The sequence below is a fragment of the Streptomyces sp. NPDC029296 genome (genome assembly GCF_055569255.1).
Map to the genome: position 1 here is coordinate 41,354 of NZ_JBVHXT010000005.1, position 18,685 is coordinate 60,038.

17 protein-coding genes and 1 pseudogene are annotated in these 18,685 nt (G+C 73.6%); 11 read left to right on the forward strand and 7 right to left on the reverse strand.

All coding sequences use genetic code 11. The features are described from left to right. The 4 genes and pseudogenes from ACZ4W9_RS05900 to ACZ4W9_RS05915 all read left to right on the forward strand — a co-directional run. Window positions 1-1,482 (forward strand): annotated as a pseudogene (locus tag ACZ4W9_RS05900) (hypothetical protein); the annotation flags it as partial. A gap of 187 nt (window positions 1,483-1,669) precedes the next feature. Continuing rightward, window positions 1,670-2,605, forward strand: coding sequence for a cellulose-binding protein (locus ACZ4W9_RS05905; protein ID WP_467933478.1), 936 nt, complete (start codon window positions 1,670-1,672; stop codon window positions 2,603-2,605). Between the two features lie 268 nt (window positions 2,606-2,873). After that, window positions 2,874-4,397 carry an ABC transporter ATP-binding protein gene (locus ACZ4W9_RS05910; protein ID WP_467933479.1) on the forward strand — a complete coding sequence of 508 codons (1,524 nt, stop codon included), beginning with the start codon at window positions 2,874-2,876 and terminating at the stop codon, window positions 4,395-4,397. After that, window positions 4,394-5,281, forward strand: a complete 888-nt coding sequence (locus tag ACZ4W9_RS05915; RefSeq protein ID WP_467933481.1) for an ABC transporter permease — start codon at window positions 4,394-4,396, stop codon at window positions 5,279-5,281. The genes ACZ4W9_RS05910 and ACZ4W9_RS05915 overlap by 4 nt, the downstream gene beginning before the upstream one ends. Window positions 5,282-5,317: 36 nt before the next feature. Here the strand turns inward: ACZ4W9_RS05915 and ACZ4W9_RS05920 are convergent, their stop codons facing one another. Then, window positions 5,318-5,650 carry an ATP/GTP-binding protein gene (locus tag ACZ4W9_RS05920; protein ID WP_467933482.1) on the reverse strand — a complete coding sequence of 111 codons (333 nt, stop codon included), beginning with the start codon at window positions 5,648-5,650 and terminating at the stop codon, window positions 5,318-5,320. A 222-nt stretch (window positions 5,651-5,872) separates the two neighbouring features. Between ACZ4W9_RS05920 and ACZ4W9_RS05925 the strand changes: the two genes are divergently transcribed. Next, window positions 5,873-6,901 carry an LLM class flavin-dependent oxidoreductase gene (locus tag ACZ4W9_RS05925; protein ID WP_467933483.1) on the forward strand — a complete coding sequence of 343 codons (1,029 nt, stop codon included), beginning with the start codon at window positions 5,873-5,875 and terminating at the stop codon, window positions 6,899-6,901. A gap of 138 nt (window positions 6,902-7,039) precedes the next feature. Here the strand turns inward: ACZ4W9_RS05925 and ACZ4W9_RS05930 are convergent, their stop codons facing one another. Next, window positions 7,040-7,432 carry an SCO5389 family protein gene (locus ACZ4W9_RS05930; protein WP_467933485.1) on the reverse strand — a complete coding sequence of 131 codons (393 nt, stop codon included), beginning with the start codon at window positions 7,430-7,432 and terminating at the stop codon, window positions 7,040-7,042. A gap of 275 nt (window positions 7,433-7,707) precedes the next feature. Between ACZ4W9_RS05930 and nucS the strand changes: the two genes are divergently transcribed. Further along, entirely contained in the window at window positions 7,708-8,379 is a 672-nt protein-coding gene (gene nucS, locus ACZ4W9_RS05935; protein ID WP_467933486.1) for an endonuclease NucS, read from the forward strand. A 348-nt stretch (window positions 8,380-8,727) separates the two neighbouring features. On the opposite strand, the gene ACZ4W9_RS05940 is transcribed toward nucS, so the two are convergent. From ACZ4W9_RS05940 to ACZ4W9_RS05955, 4 genes are all read right to left on the reverse strand, one after another. Further along, window positions 8,728-11,433: an ATP-binding protein gene (locus ACZ4W9_RS05940; RefSeq protein WP_467933487.1), complete on the reverse strand. Its 2,706-nt coding sequence runs from the start codon at window positions 11,431-11,433 to the stop codon at window positions 8,728-8,730. Window positions 11,434-11,749: 316 nt separating this feature from the next. Continuing rightward, a complete protein-coding gene (locus ACZ4W9_RS05945) occupies window positions 11,750-12,073 on the reverse strand; it encodes an STAS domain-containing protein (RefSeq protein ID WP_014675024.1) in 324 nt (107 codons plus the stop codon). A gap of 157 nt (window positions 12,074-12,230) precedes the next feature. Next, a complete protein-coding gene (locus tag ACZ4W9_RS05950) occupies window positions 12,231-13,079 on the reverse strand; it encodes a 3-hydroxyacyl-CoA dehydrogenase family protein (RefSeq protein WP_467933489.1) in 849 nt (282 codons plus the stop codon). Window positions 13,080-13,202: 123 nt separating this feature from the next. After that, the gene (locus ACZ4W9_RS05955) at window positions 13,203-13,844 is read right to left on the reverse strand and encodes a TetR/AcrR family transcriptional regulator (RefSeq protein ID WP_467933490.1); all 642 of its coding nucleotides are present in this window, start codon (window positions 13,842-13,844) and stop codon (window positions 13,203-13,205) included. Window positions 13,845-13,924: 80 nt separating this feature from the next. On the opposite strand from ACZ4W9_RS05955, the gene ACZ4W9_RS05960 reads away from it, so the two are divergent. Genes ACZ4W9_RS05960 through ACZ4W9_RS05970 form a run of 3 tightly spaced genes read left to right on the forward strand, consistent with a single transcriptional unit; the run spans window position 13,925 to window position 16,060 of the window. Further along, entirely contained in the window at window positions 13,925-14,710 is a 786-nt protein-coding gene (locus ACZ4W9_RS05960; RefSeq protein ID WP_467933491.1) for an ABC transporter ATP-binding protein, read from the forward strand. A gap of 14 nt (window positions 14,711-14,724) precedes the next feature. Then, on the forward strand, window positions 14,725-15,474 hold the full coding sequence (locus ACZ4W9_RS05965) for an ABC transporter permease (protein ID WP_467933492.1): 750 nt from the start codon (window positions 14,725-14,727) through the stop codon (window positions 15,472-15,474). A 13-nt stretch (window positions 15,475-15,487) separates the two neighbouring features. Further along, window positions 15,488-16,060: a cob(I)yrinic acid a,c-diamide adenosyltransferase gene (locus tag ACZ4W9_RS05970; protein ID WP_467933494.1), complete on the forward strand. Its 573-nt coding sequence runs from the start codon at window positions 15,488-15,490 to the stop codon at window positions 16,058-16,060. On the opposite strand, the gene ACZ4W9_RS05975 is transcribed toward ACZ4W9_RS05970, so the two are convergent. Further along, window positions 16,057-16,608: a hypothetical protein gene (locus ACZ4W9_RS05975; RefSeq protein WP_467933495.1), complete on the reverse strand. Its 552-nt coding sequence runs from the start codon at window positions 16,606-16,608 to the stop codon at window positions 16,057-16,059. The genes ACZ4W9_RS05970 and ACZ4W9_RS05975 overlap by 4 nt on opposite strands. A gap of 151 nt (window positions 16,609-16,759) precedes the next feature. On the opposite strand from ACZ4W9_RS05975, the gene ACZ4W9_RS05980 reads away from it, so the two are divergent. Together ACZ4W9_RS05980 and ACZ4W9_RS05985 are read left to right on the forward strand one after the other, a co-directional pair. After that, window positions 16,760-17,932 (forward strand): sensor histidine kinase, encoded by a 1,173-nt coding sequence (locus ACZ4W9_RS05980; RefSeq protein ID WP_467933496.1) that lies wholly within the window; start codon window positions 16,760-16,762, stop codon window positions 17,930-17,932. Then, window positions 17,929-18,576: a response regulator gene (locus tag ACZ4W9_RS05985; RefSeq protein ID WP_467933497.1), complete on the forward strand. Its 648-nt coding sequence runs from the start codon at window positions 17,929-17,931 to the stop codon at window positions 18,574-18,576. The genes ACZ4W9_RS05980 and ACZ4W9_RS05985 overlap by 4 nt, the downstream gene beginning before the upstream one ends. The last annotated feature ends 109 nt before the right edge of the window (window positions 18,577-18,685 follow it).

Below are 18,685 nucleotides of genomic sequence, written 5' to 3' on the forward strand. Positions count from 1 at the left end.
GAGGACGCCAACCGCATCCGCTCGGACGCCGCCACCCAGGCCGACACCCTCATCACCGAGGCCCGCAGCGAAGCCGAACGGCTCCAGAACGAGACCACCGCCGAGGCCGAGCGGGTGCGCACCGAGGCGATCACGGAGGCGGAGCGGCTCAGGACGGAGACGGCCGCCGAGGCCGAGCGCGTCCGGACGAAGGCGTCGGAGACGCTGACCGAGGCCAACGAGGCGGCGGCCCGTACCCGGGCGGACGCCCGCGAGGACGCCAACCGCATCCGCTCGGACGCCGCCACCCAGGCCGACACCCTCATCACCGAGGCCCGCAGCGAAGCCGAACGGCTCCAGAACGAGACCGCCGCCGAGGCCGAGCGGGTGCGCACCGAGGCGCTGGCCGAGGCCGAGCGCGTGCGCACGGAGGCCGTCGCGAACGCCGAGCGGCTGATCGGGGACGCCACGGGCGACGCCGAGCGGCTGCGGGCGGAGGCCGCCGAGCAGGTCGGCTCCGCGCAGACGCACGCCAAGCGGGTGCGGGCGGAGGCCGAGCGGACGAAGGCGGACGCCGAGGCCGAGGCCGAACGGCTCGTCGGCTCCGCGCGCCAGGAGGCCGAGCGGACCCTGGACGAGGCTCGCAAGGACGCCAACAAGCGGCGTTCGGAGGCGGCCGAGCAGGTCGACAAGCTCATCACGGAGACCACGGCCGAGGCCGACAAGCTGCTCGCCGAGGCACAGGCGCAGGCCCTGAAGACCACGGCGGACGCCGAGTCGCAGGCCGACACGATGGTGGGCGCGGCCCGCAGCGAGGCCGAGCGGATCGTCGCCGAGGCGACCATCGAGGGCAACTCGCTGGTGGAGAAGTCCCGTACGGACGCGGACGAGCTGCTGGTCGGCGCGCGCCGGGACGCCACCGCGATAAGGGAGCGCGCGGAGGAACTGCGCAACCGGGTCACCACGGAGATCGAGGAGCTGCACGAGCGGGCCCGCCGGGAGGCCGCCGAGACGATGAAGTCCACCGGCGACCGCTGCGACGCGCTCATCAAGGCCGCCGAGGAGCAGCTCGCGAAGGCCGAGGCGAAGGCCAGGGAGCTGGTCACGGAGGCCGATTCCGAGGCGGGCAAGGTGCGGATCGCCGCGGTGAAGAAGGCCGAGGGGCTGCTCAAGGAGGCCGAGCAGAAGAAGGCCCGCCTGGTCAAGGAGGCCGAGGAGCTGAAGGCTCAGGCGGTGAGCGACGCCCGGCGTACGGTGGAGGAGGCCGAGGAGCTGAAGGCGGAGGCGATCCGCGAGGCCCGGCGCACCGTCGACGAGGGCAAGCGGGAGCTGGAGATCCTGATGCGCCGGCGCGAGGACATCAACGCCGAGATCTCCCGGGTGCAGGACGTCCTGGAGGCGCTGGAGTCCTTCGAGGCGCCCGCGTCCGGCAAGGACGGCGGGGTCAAGGCGGGCGCCTCGGTGGGCGCCCCCCGATCGGGTGGCAAGGCGTCAGAGGGCTAGCGTTCGGGGAGGGTTCCGGTGTTTTCTGGGGGCTTTGCCCGACTCCTCGGCGAGCCGTCCCACGGTCAGCCGCTCAAAAGAGGTGCCATTCTCCAGATCAAAACCGTATCCGCTCGATGACACACCGCTGCGGCCCCTAGGATTCCTTTTATCACCTCACTCACCGGTCTCATTCGACAGGAACCCCATGAGCGACACTTCCCCCTACGGCTTCGAGCTTGTGCGGCGTGGATACGACCGCGCTCAGGTGGACGAACGTATCTCCAAGCTCGTCTCCGACCGTGACAGCGCTCTCGCCCGGATCACCGCCCTGGAGAAGCGCATCGAGGAGTTGCACCTCGAAACGCAGAACGCCCAGGCCCAGATCACGGACGCCGAGCCGTCGTACGCGGGTCTCGGCGCGCGAGTCGAGAAGATCCTGCGGCTGGCCGAGGAAGAGGCCAAGGAGCTGCGTGAGGAGGCCCGGCGGGCGGCCGAGCAGCACCGCGACCTCGCCGAGTCCGCGGCCCAGCAGGTCCGCAACGACGCCGAGACGTACTCGGCCGAGCGCAAGGCCAAGGCCGAGGACGAGGGCGTCCGGATCGTCGAGAAGGCGAAGGCCGACGCGGCCCAGCTGCGCGCCGAGGCGCAGAAGGACGCGCAGTCCAAGCGCGAGGAGGCGGACGCCCTCTTCGAGGAGACCCGCGCCAAGGCCGCGCAGGCCGCCGCCGACTTCGAGACCAACCTCGCCAAGCGGCGCGAGCAGTCCGAGCGCGACCTCGCCTCGCGCCAGCAGAAGGCCGAGAAGCGGCTCGCCGAGATCGAGCACCGGGCGGAACAGCTGCGCCTGGAGGCGGAGAAGCTGCGCACCGACGCCGAGCGCCGGGCCCGCCAGACGGTGGAGACCGCCCAGCGGCAGGCCGAGGACATCGTGGCCGACGCCAACGCCAAGGCGGACCGGATCCGTTCCGAGTCGGAGCGGGAGCTGGCGGCGCTCACCAACCGCCGCGACAGCATCAACGCCCAGCTGACCAACGTCCGCGAGATGCTCGCCACGCTGACCGGCGCCGCGGTGGCCGCGGCCGGCACGTCCAGCGACGACGAGCCGGTCTCCCGCAGCGTCCCGGCGCAGCAGTCCCGGTAGTCGTATGCGACGGTGACACCGCGAGGGGCGGTGGGGCCCGGTCCCGCCGCCCCTTCGCCGTTCCCTGCCGCAAACCGCGAGGCCCGGTGATCAAGAGCGTCCACGTCCTCCCCGGGCGCCGGGACGCCCGGTGGTCGCGGCCGTCGCCCCCCGCGCGGCGCTCCGGCTTTACTCTCTCTTGGGCGGAACCGTCAGCGCCTGGATATCCTCCTAACCCTTACGGGGGCGTGTGCCCCGCCTTCCTGAACCTTTTCGATGGGTGCGGAGCATGATCGAGGCTGTCGGCCTGACCAAGCGCTACGGCGACAAGACCGCCGTGTACAACCTTTCCTTCCGGGTGCGGCCGGGCGCCGTGACCGGCTTCCTCGGGCCGAACGGCTCGGGCAAGTCCACGACGATGCGGATGATCCTCGGGCTGGACAACCCCACGTCCGGGTCGGTCACCATCGGCGGCTACCCGTACCGCAAGCTGCCCAACGCACCCCGTCAGGTCGGCGCGCTGCTCGACGCCAAGGCCGTGCACGGCGGCCGTTCCGCCCGCAACCACCTGCTGAGCCTCGCCCAGCTGTCGGGCATCCCGGCCCGCCGGGTGGACGAGGTGCTCGGCGTCGTCGGCCTCCAGGACGTGGCCAAGAAGCGCTCCAAGGGCTTCTCGCTGGGCATGGGCCAGCGCCTCGGCATCGCCGCCGCGCTGCTCGGCGACCCGCAGGTGCTGCTCTTCGACGAGCCGGTCAACGGCCTCGACCCGGAGGGCATCCTCTGGGTCCGCAACCTGATGAAGGCGCTCGCGGCGGAGGGCCGGACGGTCTTCGTCTCCTCCCACCTGATGAGCGAGATGGCGCTGACCGCCGACCACCTCATCGTGATCGGCCGCGGGCAGCTGCTCGCCGACATGAGCGTGACGGACTTCATCTCGGCGAACTCCGCCGACTTCGCGCGCGTCCGCACCCCCGACACCGAGCCGCAACTGCGGGAGAAGCTGTCCTCCGCGCTCGCCGAGGCGGGCGGGCACGTGCTGCCCGAGCAGGACGGCGCGCTGCGGGTGACCGGGCTGCCGCTGCCCCGCATCAGCGACCTCGCGCACGAGGCGGGCGTCCGGCTGTGGGAGCTGTCCCCGCACCAGGCCTCGCTGGAAGAGGCGTACATGCGGATGACCCAGGCCGCGGTGGACTACCGCTCGACCGTCGACCAGAAGGCGGGTCTCCGGCAGCCGCTGCCGCCCGGCGCCCAGCCGCCCGTGCCGGTCCCCGGCCAGGGCCAGCCGGGCTGGTACGCCCCGCCGCCGCCCCAGCAGGGCGAAGCGCCTTTCACGCTGCCGGCGGGCGGCCCGTACGGCGGTGCCCCGGCGCCCGGCCAGGACGCGCACGGGTACGGCGCTCCGGGCGCGGGTGCCGTCCCGGGGGCGGCTCCGGCAACGCCCAACCCGTACGCCCGGTCCGCTCCCCCGGCCCCCGCGGCCGCACCGGCGCCTTCGGGCACGGCGGGCCGGGCGTCGGACGCACCGGGCCGGGCCGCCGGTCAGGCCCCGCAGTCCGCGCCGACTCCCTCGGCTCCGTCGGCACCGCCGGTGGCGCAGGACCGGCCGACGCTGCTGACCCAGAAGGCGCCGGCCGCCCCGCAGGCCCCCTCGGCGCCGCCCGCGCCGCGGCAGGCGCCCGCCGCCGCTCCGCCGGTCCCCGCCGCGAGCCCGGCCCCCGCCGCGAGCCCGGCCGCCGACGCGGCCCCGGCTCCCGGACCGGCCGCCGCCCCCGTCTCCGCCGCCCCGACGACCCAGCCCGAGGACGCCCGATGAGCACCCCCCAGCCCCCGATGCCGCAGGCCCCCGCCGCCGCGCCCGACTGGCACGCGGCGGCGCCCGGTGGGGCGTACCCCGGCTACACCTCGCCCATCCCGGTCGTGCGCACCCACCTCGGGCACGCGCTGGCCTCGGAGTGGACGAAGATCAGGTCGGTGCGCTCCACGATGTGGACGCTCGGCGTGTTCGTGCTGCTCGTCGTCGGCATCGGCCTCGCCGCCGGCGCGCTGGTCGAGGCCAACTCCGACCCGTCGACCCTGGCCGGCGAGAACCCGCTGTCGTTCGGCTTCTTCGGCCTGCTCCTCGGCTCCATCTGCATCATCACGCTCGGCGTGCTGACCACGGCCTCGGAGTACGGCACGGGCATGATCCGTACGACGATGACCGCGTGCCCCAGCCGGGCCCGGGTGCTCGCCGCGAAGTCGCTCGTGTTCTTCGCCGTCGCCTTCGTGTTCACCCTGGCCACGTCCGCCTTCGTGGCGATGGTCCAGGTGTCCATGCTGGAGGGCGCGGGCGCCGACTCCCCGAGCGGCTCGGAGTGGTTCAAGGCCACCGTCGGCATCAGCCTCTACATCGCGCTGCTCGGGCTGCTCTCGCTGCTCATCGGCTCGGTCATCCGGCACTCCGCGGGCGCCATCACCATCATGATCGGCGTGGTGCTGGCACCGCTCGTGATCGCGATGTTCATGGTCGCGGAGTCGATGGAGAAGCTGCGCGACTGGCTGTTCGAGTACTCGATCCCGAACCAGCTGAGCGTCTTCTACGCCAACTCCCTGACCGAGTCCGGCCCGTCCGGCTGGGACCCGCTGTGGATCATGCTGGGCGTGACGGCGGCGGTGTACGCGGGCACGTACGCGCTGCTGCGGAGCCGCGACGTGTAGCCCCGCGAGGACGTCGCGGGGACGGGGCCCTACGGCTCAGAACCTCGGCACGTTACGGGACCGCCGCACCGGCGTGGTGCGGCGGTCCTTCGCGTTCCAGCAGGCCTTGTGCCAGTGCCGGCGGTCGTCGACGCCCGCGAACTCCGGCCAGGCCACCACGTGCGGGACGCCGGAGGGGATCAGCTGGTCGCAGCCCGGGCAGCGGTAGGTCTTGCCCTCCGCGCTGGCCCCGGCGACATGCCGCACGCTCCAGTCCTCGCCCTGCCAGCTCTCCGTGGACTGCCAGCCGCCGTACCGGCCGGCGCGGTCGTCCTCGGCGCTCCGGCCCGACGATCCGGCTGCCTTCGGTCGGTTGCGACGCGGGGACACGGGACACCTCTCGGGGCTATACAGGGAGCACGGGTGCCATCCAGCCTACGCGGCGCCGAGCGGGGTACGGGTACGGAACCAACCCCCACAAGTCCCCCTCCGAAGCGATCCATTCTGCAGACAATCGGCAAATCTCCCTGCGGGACCGTGTCCTTGGCACGTGTCAGACGGTTATGCCCGGCGGGGGAGCTCCGGGTCGGAGCCAAGGAAGCAGGAAATGCGATGCGCGTAGGAACTTTTGTGCTGGCCGCCCAGTTCCCGGGCCAGGGCCCCGACGAGGCCCTGCACCGGGCGGTCCGCTCGGCGGAGGTCGCCGAGCAGGCCGGGCTGGACGCCGTATGGCTGGCCGAGCACCACTTCGTGCCCTACGGCACATGTCCGTCGGCGGTCACCCTGGCCGCGCTGCTGCTGGGCCGCACCCGCCGCATCCGGGTCGGCACGGCGGTCAGTGTCCTGCCCACCGCCCACCCGGTCGCCCTCGGCGAGCAGGCCGCGCTGCTCCACCTGACCAGCGGCGGACGGTTCACGCTGGGCGTCGGGCGCGGCGGCCCCTGGGTGGACCTGGAGGTCTTCGGCGCGGGCCTGGAGGCCTACGAACACGGGTTCCCCGAGTCCCTCGATCTGCTGCTGCGCTGGCTGGGCGAACCGTCGGTGGCGGCCTCCGGGGAGCGGTACTCCTTCCGGGAGGTGCCGGTGGTGCCCCGCCCGTCGGACGCCCTGACGGACACCCCGGGCCCCGAGGTCGTCCTGGCCTGCACCTCACCGGCGAGCGTACGGCTGGCCGCCGAGCGCGGGCTGCCGATGCTGCTCGGCATGCACGTCGGGGACGAGGAGAAGGCAGAGATGGTCGCCCTGTGGCGGGACTGCGCCCGCGCGGCGGGCCGGCCGGCCGAGGAGATCGCGGGCGCCGCCCATGTCTCGGCCGGGGTCTGCCAGCTCGCCGACCGGAGCGCGGACGCGGCCGAAACCCTGCTGAAGGCGATGCCGGGCTGGCTGCGCCAGGGGCTCGCGGCCCATGTGACGGTGGACGGGCGCGAGCGGGTGATGCGTGATCCGTACGCCTACACCGAACTGCTCTGCGGGCTGCATCCGGTGGGCACCCCCCGGCTCGCCGCCGACCGGCTCGCGGCCACCTCGGAGCGCACCGGGATCAGCCGCTTCGCCCTCATGGTCGAGGGCTCGGGACAGCTCGCGGCCACCGAGGAGAACCTGCGGCGGCTCGGCACCGAGGTACTGCCCCAGCTGCGCTGACCACCCGGCCCCGTGCCGGCCGGCCCCGGTGCGGGGCCGGCCGGGGGCTCGCCGCCCCGACGGCGTATGCACCTCCCGCGGGGCGGAGCGGCAGGCCGACGGCTGCCCGATCCGGTCCCGTCCGTAACCGCGGCCGCGTCAGCAGTCCCGGAATTCCGGCGACTGGTTCAGCAGTTGGCTGCGCACCGACGTGAAGCGGGCCAGCGTCTCGTCCACCGAGGCGTCCAGCGGGAACACCGCCACCCGGTGGCAGTTCTGGAAGGCCAGCCGCACACCGAAGTGCCGCTGCAGCGCGCCGCGTATGGCGTCACTCGCGAGCGCACGCAGCAGCTGACCGCGCGCCTGCTCGTCCGGCGGGGGCGTCTGGTTGTCGGCGAAGGATCCGCCGTCCACCTTCAGCTGGGCCACCAGGGAGCTGATCATCTCCCATGCGTAGGGCAGGGAGGTCCGGACGCAGTCGACGAATGCTGCATCGTCGACCTCGCCTCGCTCGGCCTGTTCGAGTAGGGCCGGTGAGACGTCGAGCGACATGGGTTCTCCTCTCGCACCCCCGAAGCGCAGGGGTTGGCGGACAGATGGGGGAGTTCGCGATTTCGATCACGCTCGGTACAGGGGCCGCAACCTCCCGTCCCTACGGTAGGCAACGGTCGGTGACCACACCAGCAGAATGCGTATATGGAACGGTCGGCTCATGCTCACTATCGGCCAGGGATGAACAAGAGTTTCCAGGGACAATTGGGGCGATCCACAGGGAGCGGGATGGGCGGATCGCGTGCACCGGCGCGCGTCGAGTAGCGTTGCCGACCATGCGTCTCGTCATTGCCCGATGCTCGGTCGACTACGCCGGCCGGCTCACCGCCCACCTTCCCTCGGCGCCGCGCCTGATCCTCGTCAAGGCGGACGGCAGCGTCTCCATCCACGCCGACGACCGGGCCTACAAGCCGCTCAACTGGATGTCGCCGCCCTGCACGCTGAAGGAGGGGACGGGCGAGGACGCGGGCGTGTGGACCGTCGTCAACAAGGCGGGCGAGAAACTGATCATCACGATGGAGGAGATCCTGCACGACTCCTCGCACGAACTCGGGGTGGATCCGGGCCTGATCAAGGACGGCGTGGAAGCGCACCTCCAGGAGCTGCTCGCCGACCGCATCGAGACCCTGGGCGAGGGGTACAGCCTCATCCGCCGCGAGTACATGACCGCGATCGGTCCGGTGGACATCCTGTGCCGGGACGCCGACGGGCAGACGGTCGCGGTGGAGATCAAGCGGCGCGGCGAGATCGACGGCGTGGAGCAGCTCACCCGCTACCTGGAACTGCTGAACCGCGATCCCCATCTCGCGCCGGTCCGCGGCGTCTTCGCCGCGCAGGAGATCAAGCCCCAGGCCCGCGTCCTCGCCACCGACCGCGGCATCGGCTGCCACGTCCTCGACTACGACGCCCTCCGCGGCATCGAGGACGACAAACTCCGCCTCTTCTGACCACCCCGGCGCCCGTCGTCCCCGCCGCGACGACCCCCGGCCGGCACCGCCGCACACCGGCATCGCGGCGCGCCAGGGCCGCGGCGGAACGAAGACGCCGACGCCGACGCGGGCGGCCCCGCCACGGGGCCGCCTCCGCCCACACACACCGTCGCCGGCAGACCGGCACCGGGCACCCCCACCGCGACGGCGCTCAGCCGGCGCGGCGTGGGGCGGCGGTGCCGGCCCTGCCCAGGTCCCCGGCCGGCACCGCCGGACACCGCCGTCGCGGCGCGCCAGGGTTGCCGATGGTCTGACGGGCGCCTGCGCCCGCCGCTTCCCCGTCGTGGCGTGGGGCGGCGGGCGGGGTCAGATCAGCGAGTTCGTCGTGGACGGGGCCGGGAGCGACGCCGAGGCCGTGGTGCCCTCGGTGGAGCCGGAGGTCGTCGTGCCGGAGGTGTCGCCGGTCGTCGAGCCGCCGGTGTCGGTGCCGCCGTCCGTCGTACCGCCCGTGGCCGCGCCGTCCGTGGAGCCGCCCGTCGTCTCGCCCGTCGTACCGGTCGAGCCGCCGGTGTCGGTCCCCGTCGAGCCGCCCGTGGCCGCGCCGTCCGTGGAGCCGCCGGTCGTCGAGCCGCCGCCCCCCGTGGACGTACCGCCGGACGAACCGGTGGAACCTGTGTCACCGCCCCCGGTCGAGCCGCCGGACGTGCCGCCCGTCGTGCCGCCGGTGGACGAACCGCCCGATCCGCCGGGCTTCGGCGACGTCGAAGGCGAGCCGGAGGACGTGCCGGGACGCGACGGCTCCACGCTCTCCGACGGACGCGTCGTGGCGCCCGGCGGGACGGGGTCGTCCGCCGTGCCGTACGTGCCGTCGGGCCCCGGCGACGTGGGCCGGCCGCCGCCGGGCGCGCCGGTGTCCCCGGTGTCCGTCGGCCCCACGCCCGACTCTCCGTCGTCCGTCCCCTGGCTCGCCGACGGGTTGGCGTCGACCTTCCCCGCCGGGTCCCGTTCGCTGCTGCCGGAGGACGTCATGCCGAGCGTGACGACCGTGCCGAGCACGGCCGCGAGCAGGGCGCCCGCCCCCGCCGCCACCAGGTTGCGCCGGGCCAGCCGGCGCAGGCCGCCGCCCCGTGCCCCGGGCCGCGCCCCCGGCACCGATGCCGGCGCCGACACCGGCTGGGGCACGGTCTGCGGCACCGGCCGCGTCAGCTGCCGGGTGGCCGGGGCCTCGCCCGCGAGGCCGTAGGGCACCGGCGCCGGTCCGTCCTGCCGCACCTCCGCCGGCTCCTCCTCCACCGGCGCCGAAGACCCCGGCACCACGGAGCCCGGCGCCGAAGCCCCCGGCGCCGCCGGTCCCCGCACCGGCGCCCCCGGCACCTCACCGGCGAGGTCGGCGAGCAGCGCCAGCGCCCGGCGGCCGGCCACCGCGCCCCGCTTGTCGGCGAGGGCGCCGCGCAGCCCGCTCGACGCCTCCAGCTCGGCACGGGCCCGGCCGAACTGCCCGGTGCACAGCGCGAGGATGCCCAACTCATGGTGGAAATAGGCTTGTTCGGCCACCTCGCCGGTCAGCCGGGCGGCCTCCGCACCGGACCGCAGGGCCCGTTCCCAGGCGCTCCAGTGCAGCCCCGCGGCGAAGGCGGGCGCCGCCGTGCGCGCCAGCCGTACCGCGCCGCTCTCCTCGCCCTCCGCGCCCGGCGACGTACGCGGGACGACGGCGGCCAGCGCGGCCAGCACCGCGTCGGCCTCCGCGCACACCCGGTCCGGGGTGACCGAGGGATGCCCGGCCCACCAGGCGTAGTGCCGGGCCGCGGTCAGCGCGTGCTCGGCGGCGTCGTCGGCGTATCCGGCGGCCTCCAGCTGGGCCCGCACACCGGCCGCCAGCCGGTAGCGGGAGCCGACCGGGGCGACCAGCCCGCACTCCAGCAGTTCGGCGAGGGCCGCGTCGGCGTGGGTGTCGCCGACCAGGGCGGGCAGATGCGCCTGGTGCGGCAGCTCCCCGCCGAGGGCCACCGCGAAGCGCAGGGCGGCCCGGGCGGAGGCGGTGAGCCGGGAGGCGAGCAGCGGGGCGGGCGCCGCGGCCTCGCCCAGGGAGGGCAGCGGGACCTCCTCCGCCGGCTCGACCGGCAGGTCGAGGGCGTTGCGCACGTCCTCGAAGACGCCGTACTCGTCCACCGCGCCGGCGCTGGCCCGCAGGTGGTCGCGCTGCCGCAGCAGGGCGCCGGCCTGGACGAACCGCAGCGGCAGCCCCTCGGACTCGAACCACAGGTCGCCGGCCCAGTTGACCTCCTCCTCGGTGAGCGCCCGGCCGGCGGTCCGCGCCAGGATCTCCAGCCCGGCGGCCCGGTCGAGGCCGCCGAGGAAGACCTCCTCCACGTCCGCCTCGGCGGAGGGCGCGGGCACGTCGGGCGCGGCGCCGAACAGGAACGCGCACTCGGGGGTGGCGTCGAGCAGTTCGTCCAGGGCGGTCCCGCCGAACTCCAGGTCGTCCAGGACGACGACCGCGCCGATCTCCCGGACGAGCGCGAGGAGTTCGTCCGGATCGGGGCGGTAGCCGGGGGCGTGGTGGACGGCGTGGAACAGCTCGTGCAAAAGATCGCCGGGCGTGCGGCGGAAGCCGCCCAGGCGGACCACGCCGTCGGGGGCGAGGTCGCGGCAGTCCTCGGCGACCAGGTCGAGCAGGGCGGTGCGGCCGGACCCGGCCGGGCCGGTGAGGCGGACCGAGCGGCCCCGGGCCAGCAGCCGGGTCAGGCGCTCGCGCTCCTCCTGCCGCTCCGGCACCGCGGGCTCGGCCGGGGCGGAGCCGGCCGGCGCGGGCGGCCGGGCAGCCCGGGCGGCCTCGGCGCGCTCGGCGGCGGTGCGCCTGGCGGGCCTGCCGGGGCGCTCGGCCGGCGGGCAGGGCTCGATCTCGCTGCCGTCGACCGGGTTGACGGTCAGCTGGAGGGCGCCGCAGACCACCCGGTCCATGCGGGCGGGCGCGGGCGTGGCCGGGGCGAGGTCGGAGGCGAGGGGGTCCCGGGGCGGGCGGCGGCTGTGCGCCTGGCCGTGGTCCTCGGGTCCCGGGTTGATCGGGTCCATGGGTTCAAGCTCCCAAAAGCGTCGTGTGCCCGTGTTGTGGCCCTCCCGGCCTTGTCGCACACCGCGCTGTCGCTTCTGGTCCGGGCCCGCTCGGTCGAGGGTCGCGAGACGGCGGGCGACCGCACACTAAACCGTCACCGGGTGTCTCCGACAGGGCGGGGTGCCATGCCGTCCGAGACGTCACGGTCTTGGGAGGATTTTCCCCGACGTGCGCGCCGGCGGATGCGCCAGGGTCGGGCCGCTGCGCGCCGGTTCACCCGTACGCGCCGCACACCCCGCGCGTCCCGGCCTCGCGGGTGCCTCAGACCCGGGTGCCTCAGACCCGGGGCAGCGACTCCACGCCGATGCCGCCCTCGATGGCCAGGATGCGGTGCAGCCGGGTGGCCACCAGCAGGCGCTGCATCTGCGGGGGCACGCCCCGCAGCACCAGCCGGCGCCCGCAGCGGCCGGCCCGCCGGTGGGCACCCATGATCACGCCGAGTCCGGTGGCGTCCCAGGAATCCAGTTCGGACAGGTCGAGCACCAGGTCGCCGACTCCGGTGTCGACGGCCGAGTGCAGGGCCGTACGGGCGTCCGCCGCGCTGCGGACGTCGAGGCGGCCCCCGACGACCAGCTCGGCGTGGTCGCCCCTGATGTGCATATGCGCTCCCCGTTGAGTGCGGTTGGCGTCTCGGTGACGGATGCTGTGCCCCGTCTGACTGTGCGGGTGGCGATGCGGTTGCTGTTTGTAAGCGAACCGATACCGAATTCACCCCCGGGAGTGATACGCCCGGGGCGTATGTGACGGCGTGGGGGATTTAGTACGTGTAGAAGCCCTGCCCGCTCTTGCGGCCGATGTCACCGGCGTCCACCATCCGGCGCATCAGCTCCGGCGGGGCGAACTTCTCGTCCTGGGACTCGGTGTAGATGTTGCTCGCGGCGTGCAGGAGGATGTCCACGCCGGTGAGGTCGGCGGTGGCGAGCGGGCCCATGGCGTGGCCGAAGCCCAGCTTGCAGGCGAGGTCGATGTCCTCGGCGGTCGCGACGCCGGACTCGTACAGCTTGGTCGCCTCCACCACGAGGGCGGAGATGAGCCGGGTGGTGACGAAGCCGGCCACGTCGCGGTTGACGACGATGCAGGTCTTGCCGACGGACTCGGCGAACTCCCGGGCGGTGGCGAGGGTCTCGTCGCTGGTCTTGTAGCCGCGGACCAGCTCGACGAGCTTCATCATCGGCACCGGCGAGAAGAAGTGGACGCCGACGACCCGCTCGGGGCGCTCGGTGGCCGCCGCGATCTTGGTGATCGGGATGGCGGAGGTGTTGGAGGCGAGCACGGCGTCCTCGCGCACGAGCTTGTCGAGCGCGCGGAAGATCTCGTGCTTGACCTCCAGCTTCTCGAAGACGGCCTCCACGACGACGTCCGCGTCGGCGGCGGCGTCCAGGTCGGTGGTCGGGGTGATGCGGGCGAGGGCCGCCTCGGCGTCCTCGGCCGCCAGCTTGCCCTTGCCGACGAACTTGTCGTACGAGGCCCTGATGCCGTCGGTGCCGCGCCGGAGCGCCTCGTCGGTGACGTCCCGCAGCACGACCTCCCAGCCGGCCTGGGCGGCGACCTGAGCGATACCGGATCCCATGAGCCCGGCCCCGATGACGGCAAGCTTCCGTGCCACTCCGACTCCCTTGAACGCGCTGAACGTCTGCCTCTCCGGCGGACCATAGCGCTCCGGCGGCGCCGTGTGACCGGTAAGTAACGCGCGTCACGTCTCAATTGACGGACATCACACCGGCAGGGGTCAGACCTCGCCTCGGACGGCGTAGTTGAGGACGTTTTCACTCAACAGGTCCTCGATGTCGTCCAGCAGGACGAGTACCTCTCGTGATACTTCGGCCGGTTTGCGGCCGGCCACCATCTCGCGGCCGATGGCGACGAAGACGGCCTGCTGGACCCAGCAGATCTGACCGGCCATCAGGTCCGGCAGTGGGTCCTCGGCCGCGGCGCCGGTCTCCTCGCGCAGGGTCGCCTCCAGGATGTCGTGGGCCTCCTGTTGCAGACTCCACAGCCGTGAACGCAGCGCCGGCGCCTCGTGGATGACCCGCATGAAGCGGTCGTAGCCCGGCATCAGGCCGACCCGGGGCGAGACGGCCTCGACCTCCGAGCGCAGTTCCCGCAGGACGGCGTGCGCGGCGGACTCTCCCTCGTCCCGGCCGCGGACCCAGCGGGCGAGCCGGTCGGCCATGCCGGCCGAGCGGTCGAAGAAGAGGTCCTCCTTGGCCGGGAAGTAGTTGTAGACGGTGTTGACGGAGACGTTCGCCGCCTCGGCGATCTCCGCGACGGTCACCGCCTCGAAGCCGCGCTCCAGAAACAGCCCCGTGGCGACATCCGAGATGAACTGCCGCGTCTGCCTCTTCTTCCGCTCCCTGAGCCCTTCAGCCATGCCCGCCATCCTAACTTCGCTGGGTCCGATGAAATTTTGCAGTCATTGCAAAATTTCAGGGACTCTGTTTTTCTGTGGGCATGGCAGCAGTCATCCGCACGGCGGGCCTGGCCCGCACCTTCCGCACGAAAGCCGGCCCCGTCGAAGCCGTCCGCGGCATCGACCTCACCGTCCACGAGGGCGAGATCCTCGGCTTCCTCGGCCCCAACGGCGCCGGCAAGACGACCACCCTGCGCATGCTCACCACCCTGCTCAGGCCGACCGGCGGCACGGCCACCGTGGCCGGCCGCGACCTCGTGGCCGATCCCACCGGGGTCCGCCGGGCCAGCGGCTACGTCGCCCAGTCCGGCGGGGTGGATCCGCGGATCACCGTGCGGGAGGAACTCGTCACCCAGGGCCGGATGTACCGCCTGCCGAGGGACCGGGCCGTCGCCCGCGCCGCCGAACTGGCCGCGGAGCTGGACCTCACCGGGCTCCTCGACCGCAGGACCGGCGCGCTCTCCGGCGGTCAGCGGCGACGGCTGGACATCGCGATGGCGCTGACCCACCGCCCGAAGGTGCTGTTCCTGGACGAGCCGACCACCGGTCTGGACCCCGGCAGCCGCGCCGACCTGTGGGCGCTGGTCCGCCGGCTGCGCGACGAGCACGGCACGACCGTCTTCCTGACCACCCACTACCTGGACGAGGCCGACGCCCTGGCCGACCGCCTGGTGATCGTCGACCGGGGCACGATCGCCGCCGAGGGCACCCCGGGCGCGCTCAAGCTCCGCTACGGCGGCTCGCTCGACGCCACCCTCCAGGACACGTTCCTCGCCATCACCGGCCGCGGGCCCGCCCCGGCCGACACCGCCCCCGTAGCCGTATAGGAGAGACGGGAACGATGCTGCTCCACGACACGGCCCTCGTCTACGGCCGCTATCTCCGCCAGTCCCTGCGCTCCCGCTTCGCGCTGCTCTTCGGCGTGCTGACGCCCCTGCTGTACCTGCTCTTCTTCGGCCCGCTGCTCACGGACCTGCCGCTGGGCGGGCGGGGCGGTTCCTGGCAGGTGCTGGTGCCGGGGCTGCTGCTCCAGCTCGGCCTGTTCGGCGCGCTGTTCGCCGGGTTCACGGTGATCATCGAGAACGGGCAGGGGGTGGTGGAGCGGATGCGGGTGACCCCGGTCAGCCGGCTCGCCCTGCTGCTCGGCCGGGTGCTGCGGGACGCCACCGTGTTCGTCTTCCAGGCGGTGCTGCTGGTGCTGGCGGCCCTGGTGATGGGCCTGCGGGCGCCGCTGGCCGGCATCCTGATCGGCTTCGTCTTCGTGGCCCTGCTCACGGTGTCGCTGGCCTCGGTGTCGTACGCGCTCGGCATGAAGGTGCGCAGTCCGCAGGAGTTCGGCCCGCTGATCAACGCGGTGTCGATGCCGTCGATGCTGCTGTCCGGGCTGATGCTCCCGATGAACCTCGCGCCCGCCTGGCTGAACGCGCTGTCGCACCTGGTGCCGTTCCGCTACCTGGTGGACGCGGTCCGGGACGCGTACGTCGGCGACTACACGAGCGCGCACATGCTCTACGGCGTCCTGGTCGCCGTGGGGTTCGCGGCGCTGGCCGTGACGGCGGGTACTCGGGTGTTCCGGACGGCCGGGGCGTAACTACGCTGGCCGCATGGTCAATCTGACGCGTATCTACACCAGGACCGGCGACCGGGGCACCACCAGCCTCGGTGACATGAGCCGGGTGCCCAAGACGGACCTCAGGATCGCCGCGTACGCGGACGCCAACGAGGCGAACGCGGTGATCGGCACCGCCCTCGCGCTGGGCGGGCTGCCCCAGGAGATCGTCACGGTCCTCACCCGCGTGCAGAACGACCTGTTCGACGTGGGCGCGGACCTGTCGACGCCGGTCGTGGAGGATCCCGAGTACCCGCCGCTGCGGGTGGAGCAGTTCTACATCGACCGGCTGGAGGCGGACTGCGACCGGTTCAACGAGCGGCTGGAGAAGCTGCGCTCCTTCATCCTGCCGGGCGGCACCCCGGGCGCGGCCCTGCTGCACCAGGCGTGCACGGTCGTCCGCCGGGCCGAGCGCTCCACCTGGGCGGCCCTGGAGGCACACGGCGAGACGATGAACCCGCTCACCGCGACCTACCTCAACCGCCTCTCCGACCTGCTGTTCATCCTGGCCCGCAGCGCCAACACGGAGACCGGGGACGTGCTGTGGGTGCCGGGCGGGGAGCGCTAGGTCCGGCCGCGCCCGGCCGGCTCCCGTTTGGGGAACAGGGTGTAGCTCGCCGCGATGAGCACGTTGATGCCGATCAGCCACAGCATGGACTGCTGCCAGCCGCGCAGCGAACCCGTGTCGCCGTCGTCGCCGACGTACCAGACCGCCCCCTGGAGCAGGGCGAGTGCCACGACCGCGGCCAGGATCCAGCGGCCCGCGACCTTCCACTCGTGGACGGCGCGGGCGGTGCCGTACCTGGGCGGTTTCACCGGGGGCGGGCCGCCGGCGAAGCGGTGGGCCACCCGGGCGTCGGCCCACTTGACGGTGGAGTGGCCGAGACCGACGGTGAAGCCGATGTAGACCGCGGCGAGCCCGTGCCGCCAGTCCGGTTCGGCGCCGTGCTCGAGGTCGATCGCCGTGGCGACGAAGAGCACGGCCTCCAGCAGCGGCTCGCACAGCAGCAGTGCCAGTCCGGTGCGCGGCATCCGCAGCGCGTACCGGAAGGCCAGGCCGGCCGCCAGCAGCACCCAGAACGCCACCTCGCAGGCGATGACCAGGCCGACGATCACGGTTCGCTCCCCTCGTTGACCCCTCCAGGATCCCGGCCGCCCGGGCCGGCCGCGTCGTCGGCGCTGAGGAGAGTGCCGTAAGCGAAAGTCGCAGTCCCGCACCCTTCCCGGGGAGCAGGCGGGGCGTGCGGCGGCCGTGTTGGATGGGGGCATGGCCCGCACGCTCCCCCGCCCGCACCGAGACGACTGGTGGATCGCCGTGGTCGGGCTGCTCGGCGGGGTGCTGCTGTGGGCGCTCGGCATCCACCCCCGGGAGGCGACGACCGACCTGGTGCTGTGGCACGCGCCCTGGGCGCCCCTGGTCCCGCTGGCGCTGACCGCCGCCTGTGAGCCGCTGCGCCGCGTCCGCCCGCGCACCGGCCTGCTGATCGGCACCCTCATGCTGGCGCTGGACACGGTGACCCTCGGCAGCATGGCCACGGTCGTGCTGTACACCGACCTGGTGTACGCGGCCGTCCTGTACGGCACCCCCGCCTCGGCCCGCCGCATCCCGTGGATCACCGGGATGCTGACGGTCCTCGGCGGGGTGGTGCCGGTGGCGCTGTGGCGCGATCCGCAGGGGCTGCTGATCGGGCTGGGCGTCGCGGTGGTGGCGCTGGCCCCCGCCACGACCGGCGCCCTGGTGCGCGGCCACCGCGACGCCGCCGAGGCGGCCCGGCTGCGGGCCGAACAGACCGCGCTGCTGGCCGAGATGGACCGGGCCCAGGCGGTGACCGCGGAACGCGCCCGGGTGGCCCGCGAGTTGCACGACATGGTCGCCAACCATCTGTCGGCCATCGCCATCCACTCCACGGCGGCGCTCTCCCTCGACGACGCGGCAACCTCCCGGGACGCGCTGGCCGTCATCCGGGAGAACAGCGTGGCGGGACTGGCCGAGATGCGCCGGCTGATCGGGATCCTGCGGGACCGCTCGGGCGACCGGCAGCCCGCCGCCTCCCCCACCCTGACGGGCCTCGGCGCGCTGGTCGCCACCGCCCGGGCCAACGGCCTGGACGTGCGCCTGGACGCCGGGCACGGTCAGGTGCCGGCGCCCGTGGAGCTGGCCGCCTACCGGATCGTGCAGGAGTCGCTGACCAACGCCCTGAAGCACGCTTCCGAGGGGTGCGTGCGCGTCGTGCTGCGGCAGCGGGACGACCTGCTGGACATCCGGGTGACCAGCCCCTACCGGCCGGGCGACGGCCCCCGCGCGCCGGGCTCCGGTTCCGGTCTGACCGGGATGCGGGAGCGGGCGGCGCTGCTCGGCGGCACGTTCGAGGCCGGGCCCCGGGACGGGCTGTGGGCCGTACGGGCCGCTCTTCCGCTCACCGAAGGAGATTCCGCATGATCCGTGTCCTGGTCGCCGAGGACCAGTCCGCCGTCCGCGCCGGGCTGGTACTCATCCTGGGCAGCGCGCCCGACATCGAGGTGGCCGGGGAGGCGGCGAACGGGGAGCGGGCGGTGGAACTGGCCCGTGAGCTGCGGCCCGACGTGGTGCTGATGGATGTGCAGATGCCGGTGCTCGACGGGGTGTCCGCGACCCGGCGGATCGTGGCCGAGGGCCTCGCGGACGTGCTGGTGCTGACCACGTTCGACCTGGACGAGTACGTGTTCGGGGCGCTGCGGGCCGGGGCGGCGGGGTTCCTGCTGAAGAACGCGGAGGCGCGGGAGCTGCTGGAGGCGGTGCGGACGGTGGCGCGCGGGGAGGGCATCGTGGCGCCGGCCGTGACCCGGCGGCTGATCGCCGAGTTCGCCGCGGGCGCGGTCCCGGACCGGGGTGCGGCGGCCGATCCGGCGGTCCTGGGGGAGCTGACCCGGCGGGAGCGGGAGGTGCTCGGCCGCATCGGCGAGGGCCTGTCGAACGCGGAGATCGCGGGCCGGCTCGACATGGCGGAGGGCACGGTGAAGACGCACGTCAGCCGGTTGCTGGCCAAGCTGGGGCTGCGCAGCCGGGTGCAAGCGGCCGTGCTGGCGAAGGAGTTGGGGCTCTAGCCGGGCAGCCGCCGGAATGGCCCCCAGAATGGTCCAGACCTATTGACCTGTGGTCCAGACCTTTCTACCCTCGCAGCACCGTGGGGCATGAAGGCTCAGTCATGCCCCT

Coding starts and splice junctions, on each gene's coding strand:
- ACZ4W9_RS05905 (WP_467933478.1), top strand. CDS start 1,670: ATGAGCGACACTTCCCCCTACGGCTTCGAGCTTGTGCGGCGTGGATAC.
- ACZ4W9_RS05910 (WP_467933479.1), top strand. CDS start 2,874: ATGATCGAGGCTGTCGGCCTGACCAAGCGCTACGGCGACAAGACCGCC.
- ACZ4W9_RS05915 (WP_467933481.1), top strand. CDS start 4,394: ATGAGCACCCCCCAGCCCCCGATGCCGCAGGCCCCCGCCGCCGCGCCC.
- ACZ4W9_RS05925 (WP_467933483.1), top strand. CDS start 5,873: ATGCGCGTAGGAACTTTTGTGCTGGCCGCCCAGTTCCCGGGCCAGGGC.
- ACZ4W9_RS05930 (WP_467933485.1), bottom strand. CDS start 7,432: ATGTCGCTCGACGTCTCACCGGCCCTACTCGAACAGGCCGAGCGAGGC.
- nucS (WP_467933486.1), top strand. CDS start 7,708: ATGCGTCTCGTCATTGCCCGATGCTCGGTCGACTACGCCGGCCGGCTC.
- ACZ4W9_RS05940 (WP_467933487.1), bottom strand. CDS start 11,433: ATGGACCCGATCAACCCGGGACCCGAGGACCACGGCCAGGCGCACAGC.
- ACZ4W9_RS05945 (WP_014675024.1), bottom strand. CDS start 12,073: ATGCACATCAGGGGCGACCACGCCGAGCTGGTCGTCGGGGGCCGCCTC.
- ACZ4W9_RS05955 (WP_467933490.1), bottom strand. CDS start 13,844: ATGGCTGAAGGGCTCAGGGAGCGGAAGAAGAGGCAGACGCGGCAGTTC.
- ACZ4W9_RS05960 (WP_467933491.1), top strand. CDS start 13,925: ATGGCAGCAGTCATCCGCACGGCGGGCCTGGCCCGCACCTTCCGCACG.
- ACZ4W9_RS05965 (WP_467933492.1), top strand. CDS start 14,725: ATGCTGCTCCACGACACGGCCCTCGTCTACGGCCGCTATCTCCGCCAG.
- ACZ4W9_RS05970 (WP_467933494.1), top strand. CDS start 15,488: ATGGTCAATCTGACGCGTATCTACACCAGGACCGGCGACCGGGGCACC.
- ACZ4W9_RS05980 (WP_467933496.1), top strand. CDS start 16,760: ATGGCCCGCACGCTCCCCCGCCCGCACCGAGACGACTGGTGGATCGCC.
- ACZ4W9_RS05985 (WP_467933497.1), top strand. CDS start 17,929: ATGATCCGTGTCCTGGTCGCCGAGGACCAGTCCGCCGTCCGCGCCGGG.